Source organism: Qipengyuania sp. SS22 (assembly GCF_025736935.1).
Taxonomy (GTDB): domain Bacteria; phylum Pseudomonadota; class Alphaproteobacteria; order Sphingomonadales; family Sphingomonadaceae; genus Qipengyuania.
Genome location: NZ_CP107048.1, coordinates 1895524 through 1911699, shown reverse-complemented (window position 1 = coordinate 1911699; position 16176 = coordinate 1895524). Strand labels below are relative to the sequence as shown.

Sequence of the window (16176 nt, the reverse complement as noted above, 5' to 3'; positions counted from 1 at the left end):
TGCGATGTCACTGCCAGAAGGCAAGAAAATCGAGTGTGAGCACTGCGGCGGAACTGGCGTCGTACCCGAACCGGAATCAGTCGGGTCACCCACGTAGATGGGTCCGAAATATTGGGTTCCCCTTCTACGTGCTTGCTATTTAACTGTACCCCCGCCCCATCCGGACCGACACCCGGTCCAGCCCCTGCAAGAACCGTGACCGATCCGCCTTGCTGATCGGCGACGGGCCTCCCACTCCGTCCATCCCGGCGCGCAGGTCGGCCATAATCGCGGGTGGCGATGGCACTGCCGATGCTGGCGGCGTTAAAAGCCTTGCCGTTGTGCGCGAGAACCGCAGCGCCAGCTTTGAGGCAGCGTTCGGCAAGCAGGATTTCGGCGGTGATCACCACGCTTCGCAGAATGGCGAATTGACCCGTATTCGTCATCCCAGCGAAAGCTGGGATCGCCATCGTTTCGCGCGACCGCACCAGATCCCAGCTTGCGCTGGGATGACGGGATGACCGACCGCGCCAAGGAAAAACTCGCCGACTGGTTCCGCCGACACCTCGGCTGAGGGCTTTCCTACTCCGCCCAAACCTGTCTTGCTGCGGGCCATGCACGCGCTCCGGCCCCTCGCGAAACCCCTCCGCCAGGCACCCGCGCGCGCTCCCGCACTTTTTTCGCAATGGACTGTGGTCCATGCGGTCCATGTGATGGGACTGGCAGGGGGGAAATCCTCCATATGTCCTACATGCCGCCTGCGCGCGTGCGCGCTTCACCGGCACGCGGGCCAGCGCCTGCAGCGTTTCCGCAATTCGGGGGACAGTACGCGCAACCTCGCGCCCCCTAGCCACCGGTCCCCAACACGCCCATATGGCCGCGCATGGCCGATCTCTATCTCAAGAACCTCGAATCCGAACGCCGCCAGTTGTGGGCGACCTGCCGTCTCAAGGGGCTGGCCAAGGGTACGCCCGAGCGGCAGCGGATTATCGCGATCGACGAGGCGATTGCTGCGCATAAGGCGAAGAAGGCCTAGCGCGCCGCTTTCCGGCAGCGCCCTTGCGGGTGGACGCCGCGCGCTAGCGGCGCAGTTGCACCATCACCCGGTCGAGCGCTTGCAGGAAGTTGGAGCGGTCGGCCTTGCTGAAGGGCGGGGGGCCGCCCTGCGCACCGTCCATCCCGGCGCGCAAATCTTCCATGATCGCGCGGGTGGCCACCGCGCTGCCGATGCTCGCGGCATCGAAGGCGCGCCCGTCGTGCTTGAGCACGCGCGCGCCCGCTTCCAGGCAGCGCTCGGCAAGCAAGATGTCGGCGGTGATGACCACGCTGCGGGCGTCCGCATGTTCGGCGATCCAGTCGTCGGCGGCATCGAAGCCGTCGCTCACCACCACGCGCTGGACCCGCGCGCTCACCGGCACGCGGAAGGGGCTGTTGCTGACCACGCGCACCTGCGCGCCGAAACGCTCGGCCACGCGGTAGATCTCCTCCTTCACCGGGCAGGCGTCGGCATCGACCAGGATCGTGACGGGGGTGGCTGTGGGGCTGGCGCTGGGCATCGCGCCTGCCTAGCCATCGGCGCCCGCGTGAACCAGCCCTGTGATCGGCGGAGGGATCAATGGGCCCGGCGCTCGGTGACCATCGGCAGATCCTGTCGCGGGAGCATATTCCACCTGTTCCATCAAACCGCTGGAAACACGCGCGCGGATACCCATCTCGAGGTCAGGCAAGAAACCAACGAGAGGAGCCTTCCGCTATGCAGGTCCAGTTCAATTCCGACTCTTCGGTCATGGGCACGGAAAACGTCGCCGAACGCATCGAGGCGAGCGTGCGCGAGAAGCTCGCGCGGTTCGAAGAGCGGCTTACCCGGATCGAGATCCACGTGCGCGACGAGAACGGCGCCAAGGGCGGGGCGGATGACAAGGGCTGCACGATCGAGGCGCGCCCGCGCGGCGGCAAGGCGATCGGCGTGACCGAACATGCCGCCACCGTCGACGATGCCGCACGCAAGGCGGCGGCCACGCTCAGCCAGCGGCTCGAACGGCATTTCGGCAAGGAAGCCAAGCACAGCCACGACCCGCGGCCCGACAAGGTCATGTAAGGCGGTGCGGCCTCGTCAGGGCGTCGAGCGCTCCTCGGCGCCATGGCGATGCAGCATCACGTCGAGCAGCGCGGGGCGGTCCTTCTGTTCCCAGGCGCGTTCGTGGAAGAAGAACACCACCGCGTTCACCAGCGGTTCGACCAGCGCGATCCCGCCTGCAACCATCACCGACCCGGTAAACAGATAGGCGACCGTGAACCCGACCAGCAGGTGGAGGACGAGAAAGCTCAGCGTCTTGGACAGGTTGCGTTTCATTCACCGCAGATAGGCGCGGCCTTTGATCGATTGAAGCGATGATAAGCGCTTAGAGTGATCAGCTTTGCGAGAAACTAACGCTCTGCCGCTGCTGGACACTCCATCCGTCGCACGCGCCAGTCGCCCTGCCACATTCTTGCCCAAATTCGAAACATCCGGATCGCCCCGACGTTCGTATCTTGAAGCAGCAGTCGGATACCGTCGGCTGCGACAATACCCAGGACTACCGAACAAAGGGAATGGATATGAACAAGCTTACCATCGCGCTCGCCTCGGCCGCATCGCTGGCCATCGCCGCCTGCGCCGAAGAACCCGCAGAAACCGCTGCCTATGAAGACACCGCCGCCGCCGACCAGATGGTCAATGCCGAAGCCGAGATCGGCACCGTGGTCGACGTCGCGCAGGGCGACGAGACTTTCTCGACGCTCGTCAGCGCGGTGACCGCCGCCGGTCTGGGAGACACGCTGTCGGGTGACGGCCCGTTCACCGTCTTCGCGCCGACCAATGACGCTTTCGCCAAGATCCCCGAGGCGACGCTGACCGAGCTGACCACCAATGACACCGAAACGCTCGGCAACATCCTCACCTACCACGTGGTCGAAGGCAACGTGGATGCAGCGACGCTGACGCAGGCGATCACCGATGCAGGCGATGCGGGTTACACCATCACGACCGTCAATGGCGGCACGCTGACCGCGACCGTGGTCGATGGCAATGTCGTGCTGACCGATGCCGCTGGCGGTACCGCCACCGTCACCGCAACCGACGTCACCGCCTCGAACGGCGTGATCCACGTCATCGATACCGTGCTGATGCCGCAGTAAGGCGATCGCACTGTTACTCGCGAAAGGCGGCTCCTTCAGGGGGCCGCCTTTTTCGTAGGCGCTGTCCTGCAGCGTCCCCAATGCGTCATACAAAACGGGGAGATCGGCGAACTCCATGCTTCGAAGCTTGCACCTGCGGCGCGGCGCGCTAGCGTCTTGCGCGGGCGAGAGGAGAACAGCGATGGGCGTAGCCGCCGAGAAACCGGTTTACAGCGTACCCTTTGTCGAGCGCACCGGGATGCGCCGGATCGAGGAGCGGCGCGGATATTCGAAACTGCTGATGCCGCTCGACGGCAATGCCAACCATGTCGACGTGATGTATCTCGGCGCGTTCTGCGTGCTCGCCGAAGCGATTGCGGCAGGGCCGGGGATCTCGATCCTCGACACTGCGCGCCATTTTCCGATCATCAAGGATATCGCGGTGGACTTTCATCGCATGGCCGCCAGCGACGTCACCGGCGAATACGAGCTGACCGATAGCGATATCGCCGCGCTGGAGGCCGATCTCGAGCGCAAGGGCAGCGCGGGCTACACCGCCGATGTGCCGATGCACGATGCCGATGGCGCGCTGGTCGCCACGGGCCGCGTCACGGTCAAGCTGCTGAGCCACGACTGGTCCGGTCGGACCTGAAGGAAAGAGTCATATGACCAGTATTCGCGCCCGCCTTGTCAAACTCGCGCTGCCGCTGCTCGGCATCAAGCGGTTCTTCTCGCAGCCCGACAAGTTCGACGAACGGATCGCCAAGCTGCGAGCGGCCAAGCCGATCCGCCCGCGTGCGAAGTGGAGCAAGCGCTTCGATATTCGCGAACATGCCAGTCGCGGGTTTCCGGTGGTCACGCTCGAGCCCAAGGGCGGGGCCCAGCGCGGCGCGCCGCATCTGCTGTATCTGCATGGCGGCGGCTATGTGATGGACATCGCCGGCGTGCATTGGGATGCGGTCGCGGATCTGTGCGAGCGGCTGGGCGCTTCGGCGACGGTGCCGCTTTACCCGCTGGCGCCCGAACATAAGGCGGATGAGACGCTGGAGGCCATGCGGTCGCTCTATCTCGAAGTGGCCGAGCGCTATGGCGCGGATCGGGTCACGGTGATGGGGGACAGCGCGGGCGGCGGCATGACACTGGCGCTGGCGCAGATGCTCAAGTCTGCGGACCAGCCGCTGCCCGGCAGCCTCGTGCTTTATTCGCCTTGGCTCGATGCGACCGCCACCGCCGAAGGGCAGCGCGAAATCGAACCACGCGACGGGATGCTGGCGGTCAGCGGGCTCAAGGCCTGCGGCGATATGTATCGCGGCGATTTGGCAATCGACGATCCGCGCGTCAGCCCGCTGTTCGGACCGCTGGAGGGATTGCCCCCGATGGCAATCTTCTCGGGTAGCGCCGATATCCTGCTGGTCGATGGGCGCCGCCTTGCCGGGAAGCTGGCGCAGGTGGGCATGCCCGACCACATCTATCGCGAGTATGAGGATATGTTTCACGTCTGGATGCTGCTGCCTGTCCCCGAAGGAAAGCGCGCACGCGCCGAAACCGCGAATTTCATCCGTCAGCATGGGAAGACTGCATGACCACCCGCATCCTGTTCGCCGCCTTGCCGGCCTTGCTCCTGACCGCCTGCAACACCGGCTCGGGCGACGTACCCGAGGGACTGGACAACGGCACCTTTGCGGGGATCGGTGCGGGGGAAGTGGTCCATTATATCGGCACCGAACCGTTCTGGGACGGCGCGGCGGGGGGCGGCCTGGCGCTCTATGCCACGCCCGAGAACCCCGACGGCAGCGAGTTCGCGGTCGACCGGTTCGCGGGCAATAACGGCTTGGGTATCAGCGGGCAGCTCGACGGGGCGGCGTTTGATCTGATGATCACGCCGGGCGAATGTTCGGACGGGATGAGCGACCGGACCTATCCCTACACTGCGACCTTGCTCCTGGGCGACGAACAGCGCCAGGGGTGTGCCTGGACCGATAGCCAGCCCTTCGACGGGCCGGAACTGCCCTGATGGACGCTGTTCCGGCCATGCCGCGCTGGCTTGGCCGCGCCGGGCTGCTGCCACAACTGGCCTGCGTCGGGGTGCTTTATGCCGGCCCGACGGAATGGCGCGAACCCGCGCAGGCGCTGGCCTTCGCCTATGCTGCACTGATCCTGTCGTTTCTCGGCGGGATGTGGTGGGGGATTGCGGCGGCCGCCCCTGCGGCGCAGCGGCGCAACACGCTCGGCTGGGTCTGGGTGGCGGCGGTGCTGCCAAGCCTCGTGGCGCTGGCCGGTTTCGTGCCATGGGCGCTGGGCTGGCAATGGCCCGAACCTTCGCTGGTCATGCTCAGCGGGGCACTGCTGGTCAGCCTGGGTGTCGATGCCAAGCTGGGTCCATTGGTCCCGCGCTGGTGGATGTCGCTGCGAGTGCCGCTGTCCTTGGGCCTCGGGCTGATGACCATGGCCGCGGCGGTCGCCTAGCGTTTGGTGACGCCGGCATCCTCGAGTTCGGGACCGAGCCTGCCGGTCAGCCACATCCACCACATGCGGAAATCGGCGCGCAGGCTCCACAGCGGATAAGTGAAGGTCGCCGGGCGGTTCTTCTCATGCCCGAAATGCGCGATCCAGGCGAAGAAGTACCCGGCCAGCGGCATGCCGAACACCAGCAGCCACTCGCCCGTCGCCAGCGCCGCCACGCCCAGCGCGACGACCAGCGAGGTGCCGATGTAATGCAGCGCGCGGGTTCCGGGGCGCGCATGTTCGCGCAGGTAGAACGGCCAGAATGCGGCGAAGGTCGTGTAGCGCCGGTTGGTCATTGCAGCCCCGGGATTTCGATCTGCGCGGGCGAGGGCGCCTGCGGCATGACCAGTTCGCGCTTGGCGGGTGCTGCCCGGCTTTCGGCGATACCTTCCGCCGCCGCGCCGATCGCGGTGCAGCTGCGCCCGGCAAGGAAATCGAGCGCGGTGGCGATCGAGGCTTCGCCCGGGTCGCCCAGCGGGGTGAGGATATCGTCGCTCGCGCGGCAGGTTTGCGGCATCACGCTGGCGAGGCCCGAATAGTAATCGCCCCCGTCATCGGCATTGACCGAACGGAAGGCGACCACACGCAGCCGGTCGTCGCAGGCCGACCGGTCGCGGGCGATCTGCCCGACCGGCTTGCCATAGGTATCGGTGCCGATCAGCGCGATGTCGTCGCCGAGGATGGGGATGAAGGCATTGGCCACCAACTCGCTGGCCGACGCGGTCCCTTCGGTACCGATCACCGCGATCTTGGTCGCCGCAATGGCCTGCGGCGCGGCGGCGAAGAGCGCGATTTCGTTGAAGTCGCTTTTGGAATCGCGAAAGGTCGTCTTGCTGAAAACCTGTCCGGTCCGGTCCGCCGCGAGCAGGTCGCCAAGCAGTTCCGCGACCGATACCAGCCCGCCGCCATTGTAACGGAAATCGAGGATGACCTGCGTCACGCCCTCGGCGCGGAAGACGGCGAAGGCATCGCGCAATTGGGTCTTGGCATCGTCGATGATGAAGGTGCGCAGATTGATATAGCCAACCTTGGTCCCGCCATTGTCGAGGATCTTCGCGCCATAGCGATCCGAGATCGGGTCGAGCGCATATTCGGTCTTGGTCACGCCCACGGTGACTTCGCCGCCATTGGGCTGGCGGATGCGCAATTGGCGGGTAACGCCGGGATCGCTGGGGCCGAGCGCATTGACCACTGCCTGCGCACCGCCGCTGGCCATCAGCGCCGCGACGGTCTGCCCGCCAATGGCCATGATCTCGCTGCCCCGGTCGATGCCTTGCGCAAACGCGGAGGCATTCTCGAACGCCTCGACCACGAACACCCGCCGTGCGGCGACATCATAGCTCAGGCGCACTCCGAAGCCGGCGTTTGACCCGCTGCTGATCAGCGCGTTCTCTTCGGCGATCGAGGTGATGTAGGTGAAGTAGCGATCGCGGTCCTGCGCCCGGGCAGGCGCGACCAGTGCATCGATATAGCCCTGGACCGAGCTGAAATTCCCTGCGTTCACCGTCCGGTCGAGCAGGCTGGGGAACAGATACCATTCCTCCATCTGCCCCAGCGTCCAGTCCTGCCGGCTGGCAAGCGTGCAATCGTCCGGCGAACCGCCCCCACCGGTCAGGCTGCCGCCGGTATTCCCGCCGCCTCCGCTGGAGCCGCCGCCCCCGCCGCATGCGGCGAGCGAGAATGCCAGTGTGGCGCTGAAAATGGTGCGACCAAGCCCCATGTGCTTCCTCTCCTGATCCCGTCCCCCGGTCCCCCGAAGGCCTCATTCACGGTCAATGACGGCTAAATCGGGGGCGGGCAAGGGCGCGAATGGTCCCTGACAAGCCCCGGTTTCCCTCAAAAACGGTGCAAATTTCGCGGCGCGGGATGGTTTGTCGCCCCTAGCTATGCCTTAAAGGTTGACCCGAATACGCCGCAGTGGCGCAAATACAGGAGTTTTCATGGCTAGCGGCGTTGCGCCCTGGGTTCAGAATGCGGTCGGCGGAGGTGCCATCGGGCATACGCTCACCTTGGAGAAGGTCGCCGACGAGCGCATGCTCGGACGGGGCGGCTTCGCCCTGACCAGTGCAGCGTTCGGTCATGAGGGCGAACTCGATCCCTCGTTTACTGCGGTCGAGGAAGACGCTGTCGCGCCGCCGCTCGAATGGACCGCGCCGCCGCCGGGCGCGCACGAGCTGGTGCTGGTCGCCGAGGATGCCGACAAGGGGCACGTCCACTGGACCGTCTGGGGCCTGCCGCCGCAGAAGGGCAAGCTCATGGAAGGCGAGACCCCGCCGCGCACCGGCAAGAACTCCCACGGCAATTCGGAATGGCTGTTGCCCGATCCGCCGCTGGGCGAAGAGCATCGCTATATCTTTCAGCTTTTTGCAGTCGACCTCCCGCTCACGCTGATGCCGGGGGCGACGCTCGAAGAACTCGTCCGTAATCTTGACGGACATGTAACCGCCGCTGCGGTCCTGACAGCCCGGTTCGAAGGCCATGAGGTCGAGGAACTGGATGTTGAGGATCTTGGCGACGTCGATTGAAGCATAGCCAAGGAAAGGAACTGTCATGGCTGGCAAGAACAACGCACTGCAGAAGCCGGTGAATCTTTCGCCGGAACTGGAAACCGTGGTTGGCAAGGGTCCGATGACCCGCGCCCAGGTCACCTCCAAGGTGTGGGATCACATCAAGGCGAACGACCTGCAGGACTCCAAGGATCGCCGCATGATCAACCCCGACGACAAGCTCGGCGCGGTGATCGGCAAGGAACAGATCTCCATGTTCAAGATGACGGGCGCCGTCTCGAAGCACATGAGCTAAGGTGTTACCGGCGGCGTAGCGGCCAGTCCGTTACGCCGCCGGTCCACAACGCCAGCCATACGACCAGCGGCTGCGCGATCATTCTCGGGACATGATAGCCGAGCCCGAGCCCCCCATCCGGGCGCGCCAGATCGAGCGCGAAGTGATGGATGTTCGCAGGAAACACGCACACTGCGTAAAGCGCCAGTCCGATGCCGCCCGCGCGCCGCAGCGGCAGGCTGGCCCATTGCGCCAGCGCGGCCGCTCCCAGCAATTCGGCAATTCCGGTCCATAACACCACCGCCTCGGGCACGGGCACCCACGCGGGCATGATCGACAGAAATGGAGCCGGATTGGCGAGATGCACATATCCGGCGAAGGCATAGAATGCCGCAAGCACCCAGCGCAGAGTGTGCCGGATCATCCGCGCGACCTCCCGGCAATTGTCTGGACAGCGGTCACAGTTCGACCACCTCGACACCTTTCCAGAAGGCGATCCGGCCCGTGATCGCGGCGGCGGCTCCCAGCGGTTCGGGATAGTAGAAGGCAGCGTCGGTATTGATCGCCCCGCCCGCATTGACCGAATAATAGTTGGCCGTCCCCTTCCACCCGCAATGGCTGGTGGTCTCGTTCGGCACGAGCACGCCGGGGGCAACATCGCCTGCGGGAAAATAGTGATTCCCCTCGACGATTAGCGTGTCGTCGCTGCGGGCCAGCGTTTCGCCGTTCCAGCGGGCGGTGATGGTCATGATTGGGGCCTTTCCTTGCCGCGCCTGTTTGCTAGGACAGGGCATACTATATCAAGGGGTTCCTGTTCATGCGCCATTTCCTGCTCGCTTCCGCCGCTGCCGCTCTCACCTTCGGAACCCCGGCGTTGGCACAGGACGAAGCCGAACGCACCGCCGCCGCAGCGCTCGAAGCGGCGCCGGTATGGGATGGGCATAACGATGTCCCGATCCAGCTGCGTTCGCGGCTGGGCAATGTGATCAACAGTTTCGATTTCCGCGATACGCTCGACACCGCGCGTGATGGTCGCGAGGCGATGCATTCGGACCTTGCGCGGCTGCGTCTTGGGGAGGTTGGGGCGCAGTGGTGGTCGGTCTATGTCAGCGCCAACCTGCCCGAAGCCGAAGCGGTGCAGGCCACGGTCGAGCAGATCGACGTGACCAAGCGGCTGATTGCGCGCTATCCCGATGCGCTGCAACTGGCGCTGACCGCCGACGATGTCGAGGAAGCGATGGCTGCAGGGCGGATCGCTTCGCTGCTTGGCATGGAAGGCGGCCATTCGATCGGCTCGAGCCTCGCCGTGCTGCGCCAGATGTACGACATGGGCGCGCGCTACATGACGTTGACGCATGGCAAGACGCTGAGCTGGGCCGACAGCGCAACCGATGCGCCGCAGCACGGCGGGCTCAACGCTTTCGGCATGGATGTGGTGCGCGAGATGAACCGCATCGGCATGCTGGTCGATCTCAGCCATGTGAGCGATGCGGTGATGACCGACGCGCTCGACGCTGCGCAGGCGCCGGTGATCTTCAGCCATTCGGGCGCGCGCGCAATCAATGGGCACGCGCGCAATGTGCCCGATGGCGTGCTTGCCCGCCTGCCTGAAAATGGCGGGATCGTGATGGTGGTGGCGCTGCCGTGGTATGTCACCGAGGATCTGCGCACCCATGCCGCCGATCGCGCTGGTGAAGAAGCGCGGCTGAAGGCGCTTTACCCGGGGCTGCCCGACACGGTCGAAGCGCAGCTGGCCAAATGGGACGCGCAGAACCGCGCGCCGGTTTCGACTATCTCGGACATGGCCGACCATATCGACCATATCCGCGCGGTGGCAGGAATCGATCATATCGGTATTGGCGGCGATTACGACGGAATGCCGACCGGACCGATCGGGATGGAGGACGTCACTGGCTATCCGGCGCTGTTCGTCGAACTCGCGCGGCGCGGCTATACGCAGGACGAGCTCGAGAAGATCGCCTCGCGCAATATGATGCGCGTCATGCGCGCGGCGGAAGCCTATGCGGCGAGCGCGGCTGACATGCCGCCGTATGAATATCCGGCGGGCGAACCGCGCGACGGGGCCGAATAGGCCCCCGCCAGCGGGCGGGTTACAGTTTCTCGAGCGTCAGTGGATCGCGTTCGCCGCCGAAAAACCGGTCGAGCGCATCGGCAAAAACCTGGGCGTCTTCGTCGCCACAGGCGGCTTCGAATAGCGTCATGGAGCTGCGAAACTTCATTGCATCGATCGGGCCGAGAATATCTTCGGCAGCCATCGTGCCGGCCCAGTCGAGCATCGCTTCGGTCGCTTCGAACAGGCGCGGACCCAGATCCTCGTGGCGGCAATAGGCGCGTACTGCGTGGCGATCGGCAAGCGCGAACTTGCGCGTCGTAGCGCTTTGGCCGAGCCCGGCAATCTGCGGGAAGACGAACCACATCCAGTGGCTGGTCTTAGCCCCGGCACGGATTTCATCGAGCGCCCGCTCGTACACCCCGCCGTCCTGTGCGGTCACGAAATGCGCGAAACCTGCAGGCTCAATCGTCGTCGTCGTCGACATGCTCGGGTAGGCCGTCGAGATCGGTCGAGGCGTAATCCTCCAGTTCCTCTTCGGTCATGGAATCGTACATGTCCTTCGAGGCACCCTGAAGGTCGCCGACCTTGGTGTCGCCGCGCTTGGCGGAAAGCGCCGCTCCGGCGGCACGCTGCTGGGCTTTGGATTGTGCAGGCATTAGTCTTGCTCCGACAGTTCGGAACCGCGTTTCAGCACTTCGTCGCCGTCTTCCTGTTTGATGAGATAGGCGGGGTTGTCCCCGTCGCCGTCCTTGGTGACTTCGGTCCCCTGCAAGGTGCGGGTGACCTCGCGTTCGAAACGCTCCTTCACCTGGCCCTTACCCTTGCCGTTACCCCAGTTCCATTGGACATACTGGTCGGTCTGAAAGCTGTTCGGATTGCTCATGCGACCACTCTTTCGCCGGCGCTCAATTCTCGACGACTTCGAGGCCGTCTTCGGTGGTGGCCTGGTCATCGGGTGTGGCGATCTGGTCGTCGCCCAGATCGGTGATGATGCTATCGGTGCTGTCGCCGTCATCTTCCATCGAGGAGATCTGGCCGCTAACCGTGCCTTCTTCCTCGACATCGCCGGTGCTCAGCGCAGGTACGATCCAGGTGATCGAGAGCAGCAGGATCGCCAGCAGCAATCCGCCAGCCAGCACCCAGCGCACAACGCCTTCTTTCGAACCACCGCTTGCTTCGGTGTCGGTGACGTGGATTTCTTCGCCTTGCTTGTGCATGAAACTGTACTCCCTCAATGGACGCGATCCCGCGTGTATCAGGAAGATTTACGTTTCTGCGCGGCGAATGTTCCGTCTGCTCAGTCGCGCAGCAGCTCGTTGATCCCGGTCTTTTCGCGGGTCTGCGCATCCACCGTCTTGACGATAACCGCGCAGGCCAGGCCGGGGCCGCCGTCTTTGCCGGGCATCGAGCCGGGGACCACCACCGAATAGGGCGGGATATGCCCGCGGATAACCTCGCCGGTATCCCGGTAGACGATCTTGGTCGACTGGGTGATGAAGACCCCCATGGCCACGACGCTGCCTTCGCCGACGATCACCCCCTCGACGATCTCGCTACGCGCGCCGATGAAGCAATTGTCGCCGATGATCGTCGGGTTGGCCTGCATCGGTTCGAGCACGCCGCCGATCCCCGCTCCGGCCGAAATGTGGCAGTTCTCGCCGATCTGCGCGCAGCTGCCGATGCTGGCCCAGGTATCGACCATGGTGCCCTTGCCTACATAGGCGCCGATATTGACGAAGCTGGGCATCAGCACACAGCCGGGTGCAATATAGGCGCCTTCGCGCGCCACCGCGCCGGGCACGACGCGGAAGCCTGCTTCACGAAACCGGGCATCGTCCCAGCCGGTGAACTTGCTGGGCACCTTGTCGAATGCGGGCTGGCCCGCGCTGCCGCCGTCCATCACCCGGTTCTCATTGAGCCGGAAGCTGAGCAGCACCGCCTTCTTGAGCCACTGGTTGACCGTCCAGCCACCCTTGCCGTCAGGCTCGGCCACGCGGCCGCTGCCGCTGTCGAGCATACCCAGCGCCGCTTCCACCGCCTCGCGCACGTCGCTCGATTGCGGCGTGACATTGGCGCGGTCTTCCCACGCAGCTTCGATGCGGCTTTCGAGGTCGGCGCTCATGCTGGTCTCCGTTTGCAATTCCGGAGCGGTCGTTAGCAGCGTCGGCGCGCTAGTCCATCCCCGCTTCTTTGGCGAAGTGATAGGCTCGTTCGACCAGCGGCGCGACACGTTCGGACATCGATTTTGCATGCGCGCTCGATGCGGTGCCATCGATTACGCGCTTCTTGATGCCCTGCATGATCCCCGCCAGTCGGAAGAGATTGTAGGCGAAATACCAGTCCATCGGCGGAACGGGATAGCCGGTGCGCGCCACATAGCGCTCAACCGCCTCGTCCTTGGTGGGGATGCCCAGTGCCTCGAGGTCGAGGCCCTCAAGCCCGGCACGCCCGTCATGCGGATTGTGCCAGTTGAGCATGAGGTAGCTGAAATCGGCGATCGGATCGCCCAGCGTCGACAGTTCCCAGTCGAGCACAGCGAGGACGCGGTTCTCGGTCTTGTGGAAGATCATGTTGTCGAGCCGGTAGTCGCCATGGACCACCGAAGATTCGTGCTGCGGCGGAATCGTCTGCGGAAGCCATTCGATCAGCCGCTCCATCTGCGGCATGTGCTCGGTCTCGGACAGCTTGTACTGTTTCGACCAGCGGCTGATCTGCCGTGCGCAGTAATCGGTCGGCTTGCCGTAATCGCCCAGTCCGATTGCCTCGGGATCCTTCAGGTGCAGATCGGCAAAGGTGTCGATCATCGCATTGTAGATTTCGCGGCGTTCCTCGGGCGTGTTGTTGGGCAGCGAGCCGTTCCACAAGGACCGCCCGTCCGCGAGACCCATGACGAAGAACTTGCTGCCGATGACCTCGGGGTCTTCGCACAGGCCATAGGTCTTGGGCACGGGAAAGCCGGTGGGGCCCAGCGCGTGCATCGCCTTGTATTCGCGGTCCACCGCATGCGCGCTGGGCAGCAATTTGCCGAACGGCTGGCGGCGCAGCACGTAGCTGCGCCCCGGCGTGTCGATGCGATAGGTCGGGTTCGACTGGCCGCCCTTGAACTTGCTGTAGCTGATCGGTCCGGCGAACCCTTCGACATGCGCCTCGAACCACGCGGTCAGCGTGGGGAGGTCGAGCTGGTCGGCTTCGGGCACTGCGACCGTACCGACCATCTCCTTGTCGAAATCGATGGGCTGGTCTTCAGCCATCAGTCGAACACCACCACGCTGCGCGCCGATGTGCCCTGTTTCATCTTCTCGAAGCCTTCGTTGATCTGTTCGAGCGGAATGCGCTCGGCAATGATCGTGTCGAGATCGAGCAGGCCGCGCATGTAGAAATCGACCAACCGCGGCAGGTCGACGGGGAAGTGGTTCATCCCCATGATCGCGCCCTGCAGCTTCTTGCCCGACAGCAAATCCATCGCGCCCAGTCCGACCTTGCAGTCGAGCGGCATCATGCCGAGAATGGTGGCAGTGCCGCCGCGGCGCAGGATCTTGACTGCGAGATCAGCCGAAGCCTGCCGCCCGACCGCCTCGATCGCGTGGTGCACGCCGCCGCCGGTGATCTTCATCACCTGCTCGACCGCATCACTGGCCATCGCGTCGACCGTATGGGTTGCGCCAAGCACCTCGGCCAGCTGGCGCTTTTCGGCCAGCGGGTCGATCGCGATGACCTGGCCCGCACCGGCGATCTTGGCGGCATTGATCGTGGCCAGCCCCACGCCGCCGCAGCCGACTACCGCTACGGTTTCGCCCGGCACTACCGAGCAGGCGTTGAAGATCGCGCCAGCCCCGGTGGTCACTGCACAGCCGATGATGGCTGCGCGATCGAGCGGCATGTCCTTGTCGATGGCGACACAGGCATGTTCGTGGATCAGCATCTGCTCGGCAAAGGCGGACAGGTTGAGCATCTGCCCCACCGCTTCGCCGCCATTGCGCGTGATGCGCGGCGTGGCGGTCTGCGCCCGGCGGGTATCGCCGCCGAGGCACAGGGCCATCCGCCCGGTTACGCAGAATTCGCAGTGACCGCAGAAGGCGGACAGGCAGGAGACCACGTGGTCCCCCGGCTTGACCGTCTTCACTTCACTGCCCACCGCGCGGACCACGCCCGCTGCCTCATGGCCCGGAATGGCCGGCAGCGGGTGCGGATAGGCGCCATCGATGAAGTGCAGGTCCGAATGACACAGGCCGCAGGCCTTGGTGTCGATCAGCACTTCGTGCGGGGCGGGATCGGCCAGCTCGACCTCACCGATGGTGAGGCCGCCGACCTGTTCGAGGATTGCTGCCTTGGCCATCAGCGCGTTGCCCCCATGTCGCCCGAGCTGAGATTGGCATTGCCCGCATTGGGGATCTTGCCGTCACGCAGCGCATTGGCGCTGGGACCTTCTTCGGGCAGGTGCTTGGCGAACTCCATCCGTGCGATCGAGCGGGCGTGGACTTCGTCGGGGCCATCGGCCAGTCGCAGCGTACGCTGATGCGCATAGGCATTGGCGAGACCGTAATCGTCGCTCACGCCGCCGCCGCCATGCGCCTGGATCGCATTGTCGATGATCCGCAGCGCCATGTTCGGCGCCTGCACCTTGATCATGGCGATTTCCTGCTTGGCGGCCTTGTTGCCGACAGTATCCATCATGTCCGCGGCCTTGAGGCAGAGTAGGCGGGTCATGTCGATATCGATACGCGCCTGCGCCACGCGCTCTTCCCAGACCGAGTGCTTGTAGATCGGCTTGCCGAAGGCTTCGCGTTCCTGAAGCCGCTTGCACATCTTGTGCAGCGCTTCCTCGGCCACGCCAATGGTGCGCATGCAGTGATGGATGCGGCCCGGGCCGAGGCGGCCCTGCGCGATCTCGAAGCCGCGGCCTTCGCCGAGCAGCATGTTGCTGGCGGGTACGCGGACGTCCTTGAGTTCGACTTCCATATGTCCGTGCGGGGCATCGTCATACCCGAACACGGGCAGGTGACGCAGCACGGTGACGCCCTCGGCATCGGTCGGCATCAGCAGCATCGACTGCGCGGCATGACGGCCGGCCGAGAAATCGGTCTTGCCCATCACGATCGCGACCTTGCAGCGCGGATCGCCGAGGCCCGACGACCACCACTTGCGGCCGTTGATGACGTATTCGTCACCATCACGCTCGATCCGGGTCTCGATATTGGTCGCATCCGACGAAGCGGTGAAGGGCTCGGTCATGAGGAAGGCGGAACGGATTTCGCCATTCATGATCGGGGTGAGCCATTTGTCCTTCTGCTCGCGCGTGCCGTAGCGGTGGAACACTTCCATATTGCCGGTGTCGGGCGCGGAGCAGTTGAACACTTCCGACGCGAACCCGACACGGCCCATTTCCTCGGCGCACAGCGCATATTCGAGATTGGTCAGGCCGGGGCCTTCGAACTCGAAGCTTTCCTCGACATGGTGGTGGCCGTCATTACGCGGCGGCATGAAGAGGTTCCAGATGCCTTCCTTCTTGGCCTTGGCCTTGAGTTCCTCGACCACGGGAATGACCTTCCAGCGATCGCCTTCGGCGTCCTGCTGCTTGTAGGTCGGCACGGCGGGGCGGACGTGCTCCTCGATGAAGTTCTTCACCCGGTCGCGCCAGTATGCTTGCCGTTCTGTCGGTTGGAAATCCATCGTGTCTGTCC

24 protein-coding genes and 1 pseudogene are annotated in these 16176 nt (G+C 64.6%); 10 read left to right on the top strand and 15 right to left on the bottom strand.

Going from position 1 to position 16176, the window contains the following annotated elements; genetic code table 11:
• Window positions 1–139 precede the first annotated feature (139 nt).
• Window positions 140–392, bottom strand: a pseudogene (locus N6L26_RS09560) (DUF188 domain-containing protein); the annotation flags it as partial.
• 470 nt (window positions 393–862) lie between these two features.
• On the opposite strand from N6L26_RS09560, the gene N6L26_RS09555 reads away from it, so the two are divergent.
• Window positions 863–1015, top strand: coding sequence for a hypothetical protein (locus tag N6L26_RS09555; protein WP_263605354.1), 153 nt, complete (start codon window positions 863–865; stop codon window positions 1013–1015).
• A gap of 43 nt (window positions 1016–1058) precedes the next feature.
• Here N6L26_RS09555 and N6L26_RS09550 read toward each other — a convergent pair whose 3' ends face one another.
• A complete protein-coding gene (locus tag N6L26_RS09550; RefSeq protein ID WP_263605353.1) occupies window positions 1059–1535 on the bottom strand; it encodes a YaiI/YqxD family protein in 477 nt (158 codons plus the stop codon).
• A 197-nt stretch (window positions 1536–1732) separates the two neighbouring features.
• Here N6L26_RS09550 and N6L26_RS09545 point away from each other — a divergent pair, with 197 nt between their 5' ends.
• Entirely contained in the window at window positions 1733–2077 is a 345-nt protein-coding gene (locus N6L26_RS09545) for an HPF/RaiA family ribosome-associated protein (RefSeq protein WP_263605352.1), read from the top strand.
• A 15-nt stretch (window positions 2078–2092) separates the two neighbouring features.
• Here the strand turns inward: N6L26_RS09545 and N6L26_RS09540 are convergent, their stop codons facing one another.
• Window positions 2093–2332: a DUF2061 domain-containing protein gene (locus N6L26_RS09540; RefSeq protein WP_263605351.1), complete on the bottom strand. Its 240-nt coding sequence runs from the start codon at window positions 2330–2332 to the stop codon at window positions 2093–2095.
• 245 nt (window positions 2333–2577) lie between these two features.
• On the opposite strand from N6L26_RS09540, the gene N6L26_RS09535 reads away from it, so the two are divergent.
• The 5 genes from N6L26_RS09535 to N6L26_RS09515 all read left to right on the top strand — a co-directional run bounded on the left by N6L26_RS09535 (window position 2578) and on the right by N6L26_RS09515 (window position 5601).
• Complete coding sequence (locus tag N6L26_RS09535; RefSeq protein ID WP_263605350.1) at window positions 2578–3156, top strand: fasciclin domain-containing protein; 579 nt, start codon at window positions 2578–2580, stop codon at window positions 3154–3156.
• Between the two features lie 181 nt (window positions 3157–3337).
• Window positions 3338–3787: a PaaI family thioesterase gene (locus tag N6L26_RS09530; protein WP_263605349.1), complete on the top strand. Its 450-nt coding sequence runs from the start codon at window positions 3338–3340 to the stop codon at window positions 3785–3787.
• A gap of 13 nt (window positions 3788–3800) precedes the next feature.
• Window positions 3801–4718 carry an alpha/beta hydrolase gene (locus N6L26_RS09525; protein WP_263605348.1) on the top strand — a complete coding sequence of 306 codons (918 nt, stop codon included), beginning with the start codon at window positions 3801–3803 and terminating at the stop codon, window positions 4716–4718.
• Window positions 4715–5149 carry a COG3650 family protein gene (locus tag N6L26_RS09520; protein ID WP_263605347.1) on the top strand — a complete coding sequence of 145 codons (435 nt, stop codon included), beginning with the start codon at window positions 4715–4717 and terminating at the stop codon, window positions 5147–5149. Before N6L26_RS09525 ends, N6L26_RS09520 begins: the two co-directional genes overlap by 4 nt.
• Window positions 5149–5601, top strand: coding sequence for a DUF3429 domain-containing protein (locus N6L26_RS09515; RefSeq protein ID WP_263605346.1), 453 nt, complete (start codon window positions 5149–5151; stop codon window positions 5599–5601). The genes N6L26_RS09520 and N6L26_RS09515 overlap by 1 nt, the downstream gene beginning before the upstream one ends.
• Here N6L26_RS09515 and N6L26_RS09510 read toward each other — a convergent pair.
• Together N6L26_RS09510 and N6L26_RS09505 are read right to left on the bottom strand one after the other, a co-directional pair.
• Window positions 5598–5936 (bottom strand): DUF962 domain-containing protein, encoded by a 339-nt coding sequence (locus tag N6L26_RS09510; protein WP_263605345.1) that lies wholly within the window; start codon window positions 5934–5936, stop codon window positions 5598–5600. The two genes, N6L26_RS09515 and N6L26_RS09510, sit on opposite strands and share 4 nt — an antisense overlap.
• Window positions 5933–7360 carry a S41 family peptidase gene (locus tag N6L26_RS09505; protein WP_263605344.1) on the bottom strand — a complete coding sequence of 476 codons (1428 nt, stop codon included), beginning with the start codon at window positions 7358–7360 and terminating at the stop codon, window positions 5933–5935. The genes N6L26_RS09510 and N6L26_RS09505 overlap by 4 nt, the downstream gene beginning before the upstream one ends.
• Window positions 7361–7580: 220 nt before the next feature.
• Between N6L26_RS09505 and N6L26_RS09500 the strand changes: the two genes are divergently transcribed.
• Window positions 7581–8165: a YbhB/YbcL family Raf kinase inhibitor-like protein gene (locus N6L26_RS09500; RefSeq protein WP_263605343.1), complete on the top strand. Its 585-nt coding sequence runs from the start codon at window positions 7581–7583 to the stop codon at window positions 8163–8165.
• A 25-nt stretch (window positions 8166–8190) separates the two neighbouring features.
• Window positions 8191–8442: an SWIB/MDM2 domain-containing protein gene (locus N6L26_RS09495; protein WP_253521981.1), complete on the top strand. Its 252-nt coding sequence runs from the start codon at window positions 8191–8193 to the stop codon at window positions 8440–8442.
• A gap of 4 nt (window positions 8443–8446) precedes the next feature.
• On the opposite strand, the gene N6L26_RS09490 is transcribed toward N6L26_RS09495, so the two are convergent.
• Together N6L26_RS09490 and N6L26_RS09485 are read right to left on the bottom strand one after the other, a co-directional pair.
• Window positions 8447–8845 carry a DoxX family protein gene (locus N6L26_RS09490; protein ID WP_263605342.1) on the bottom strand — a complete coding sequence of 133 codons (399 nt, stop codon included), beginning with the start codon at window positions 8843–8845 and terminating at the stop codon, window positions 8447–8449.
• 34 nt (window positions 8846–8879) lie between these two features.
• Entirely contained in the window at window positions 8880–9170 is a 291-nt protein-coding gene (locus N6L26_RS09485; RefSeq protein WP_263605341.1) for a DUF427 domain-containing protein, read from the bottom strand.
• A gap of 68 nt (window positions 9171–9238) precedes the next feature.
• On the opposite strand from N6L26_RS09485, the gene N6L26_RS09480 reads away from it, so the two are divergent.
• Window positions 9239–10513, top strand: coding sequence for a dipeptidase (locus N6L26_RS09480; RefSeq protein WP_263605340.1), 1275 nt, complete (start codon window positions 9239–9241; stop codon window positions 10511–10513).
• Between the two features lie 19 nt (window positions 10514–10532).
• Here N6L26_RS09480 and N6L26_RS09475 read toward each other — a convergent pair whose 3' ends face one another.
• From N6L26_RS09475 to N6L26_RS09440, 8 genes are all read right to left on the bottom strand, one after another.
• On the bottom strand, window positions 10533–10979 hold the full coding sequence (locus N6L26_RS09475) for a DUF1810 domain-containing protein (protein WP_263605339.1): 447 nt from the start codon (window positions 10977–10979) through the stop codon (window positions 10533–10535).
• Entirely contained in the window at window positions 10957–11151 is a 195-nt protein-coding gene (locus N6L26_RS09470) for a DUF3008 family protein (RefSeq protein ID WP_263605338.1), read from the bottom strand. The genes N6L26_RS09475 and N6L26_RS09470 overlap by 23 nt, the downstream gene beginning before the upstream one ends.
• Complete coding sequence (locus tag N6L26_RS09465) at window positions 11151–11378, bottom strand: DUF2945 domain-containing protein (protein ID WP_263605337.1); 228 nt, start codon at window positions 11376–11378, stop codon at window positions 11151–11153. Before N6L26_RS09465 ends, N6L26_RS09470 begins: the two co-directional genes overlap by 1 nt.
• Before the next feature lie 22 nt (window positions 11379–11400).
• A complete protein-coding gene (locus tag N6L26_RS09460) occupies window positions 11401–11712 on the bottom strand; it encodes a hypothetical protein (protein WP_263605336.1) in 312 nt (103 codons plus the stop codon).
• 80 nt (window positions 11713–11792) lie between these two features.
• On the bottom strand, window positions 11793–12617 hold the full coding sequence (dapD, locus tag N6L26_RS09455; protein WP_263605335.1) for a 2,3,4,5-tetrahydropyridine-2,6-dicarboxylate N-succinyltransferase: 825 nt from the start codon (window positions 12615–12617) through the stop codon (window positions 11793–11795).
• Window positions 12618–12666: 49 nt separating this feature from the next.
• Window positions 12667–13746: a phosphotransferase family protein gene (locus N6L26_RS09450; RefSeq protein ID WP_263605334.1), complete on the bottom strand. Its 1080-nt coding sequence runs from the start codon at window positions 13744–13746 to the stop codon at window positions 12667–12669.
• Window positions 13746–14831, bottom strand: coding sequence for a Zn-dependent alcohol dehydrogenase (locus tag N6L26_RS09445; protein ID WP_263605333.1), 1086 nt, complete (start codon window positions 14829–14831; stop codon window positions 13746–13748). Before N6L26_RS09445 ends, N6L26_RS09450 begins: the two co-directional genes overlap by 1 nt.
• The gene (locus tag N6L26_RS09440; protein ID WP_263605332.1) at window positions 14831–16165 is read right to left on the bottom strand and encodes an acyl-CoA dehydrogenase family protein; all 1335 of its coding nucleotides are present in this window, start codon (window positions 16163–16165) and stop codon (window positions 14831–14833) included. Before N6L26_RS09440 ends, N6L26_RS09445 begins: the two co-directional genes overlap by 1 nt.
• Window positions 16166–16176 lie beyond the last annotated feature (11 nt).

Bases quoted from the DNA above. Each gene is read 5' to 3' on its own strand.
- N6L26_RS09540 (WP_263605351.1), bottom strand. From the start codon at position 2,332: ATGAAACGCAACCTGTCCAAGACGCTGAGCTTTCTCGTCCTCCACCTG.
- N6L26_RS09465 (WP_263605337.1), bottom strand. From the start codon at position 11,378: ATGAGCAATCCGAACAGCTTTCAGACCGACCAGTATGTCCAATGGAAC.
- N6L26_RS09480 (WP_263605340.1), top strand. From the start codon at position 9,239: ATGCGCCATTTCCTGCTCGCTTCCGCCGCTGCCGCTCTCACCTTCGGA.
- N6L26_RS09535 (WP_263605350.1), top strand. From the start codon at position 2,578: ATGAACAAGCTTACCATCGCGCTCGCCTCGGCCGCATCGCTGGCCATC.
- N6L26_RS09470 (WP_263605338.1), bottom strand. From the start codon at position 11,151: ATGCCTGCACAATCCAAAGCCCAGCAGCGTGCCGCCGGAGCGGCGCTT.
- N6L26_RS09495 (WP_253521981.1), top strand. From the start codon at position 8,191: ATGGCTGGCAAGAACAACGCACTGCAGAAGCCGGTGAATCTTTCGCCG.
- N6L26_RS09550 (WP_263605353.1), bottom strand. From the start codon at position 1,535: ATGCCCAGCGCCAGCCCCACAGCCACCCCCGTCACGATCCTGGTCGAT.
- N6L26_RS09500 (WP_263605343.1), top strand. From the start codon at position 7,581: ATGGCTAGCGGCGTTGCGCCCTGGGTTCAGAATGCGGTCGGCGGAGGT.
- N6L26_RS09505 (WP_263605344.1), bottom strand. From the start codon at position 7,360: ATGGGGCTTGGTCGCACCATTTTCAGCGCCACACTGGCATTCTCGCTC.
- N6L26_RS09520 (WP_263605347.1), top strand. From the start codon at position 4,715: ATGACCACCCGCATCCTGTTCGCCGCCTTGCCGGCCTTGCTCCTGACC.
- N6L26_RS09475 (WP_263605339.1), bottom strand. From the start codon at position 10,979: ATGTCGACGACGACGACGATTGAGCCTGCAGGTTTCGCGCATTTCGTG.
- N6L26_RS09485 (WP_263605341.1), bottom strand. From the start codon at position 9,170: ATGACCATCACCGCCCGCTGGAACGGCGAAACGCTGGCCCGCAGCGAC.
- N6L26_RS09490 (WP_263605342.1), bottom strand. From the start codon at position 8,845: ATGATCCGGCACACTCTGCGCTGGGTGCTTGCGGCATTCTATGCCTTC.
- N6L26_RS09450 (WP_263605334.1), bottom strand. From the start codon at position 13,746: ATGGCTGAAGACCAGCCCATCGATTTCGACAAGGAGATGGTCGGTACG.
- N6L26_RS09515 (WP_263605346.1), top strand. From the start codon at position 5,149: ATGGACGCTGTTCCGGCCATGCCGCGCTGGCTTGGCCGCGCCGGGCTG.
- N6L26_RS09555 (WP_263605354.1), top strand. From the start codon at position 863: ATGGCCGATCTCTATCTCAAGAACCTCGAATCCGAACGCCGCCAGTTG.
- N6L26_RS09445 (WP_263605333.1), bottom strand. From the start codon at position 14,831: ATGGCCAAGGCAGCAATCCTCGAACAGGTCGGCGGCCTCACCATCGGT.
- N6L26_RS09510 (WP_263605345.1), bottom strand. From the start codon at position 5,936: ATGACCAACCGGCGCTACACGACCTTCGCCGCATTCTGGCCGTTCTAC.
- N6L26_RS09525 (WP_263605348.1), top strand. From the start codon at position 3,801: ATGACCAGTATTCGCGCCCGCCTTGTCAAACTCGCGCTGCCGCTGCTC.
- N6L26_RS09545 (WP_263605352.1), top strand. From the start codon at position 1,733: ATGCAGGTCCAGTTCAATTCCGACTCTTCGGTCATGGGCACGGAAAAC.
- N6L26_RS09530 (WP_263605349.1), top strand. From the start codon at position 3,338: ATGGGCGTAGCCGCCGAGAAACCGGTTTACAGCGTACCCTTTGTCGAG.
- dapD (WP_263605335.1), bottom strand. From the start codon at position 12,617: ATGAGCGCCGACCTCGAAAGCCGCATCGAAGCTGCGTGGGAAGACCGC.
- N6L26_RS09440 (WP_263605332.1), bottom strand. From the start codon at position 16,165: ATGGATTTCCAACCGACAGAACGGCAAGCATACTGGCGCGACCGGGTG.
- N6L26_RS09460 (WP_263605336.1), bottom strand. From the start codon at position 11,712: ATGCACAAGCAAGGCGAAGAAATCCACGTCACCGACACCGAAGCAAGC.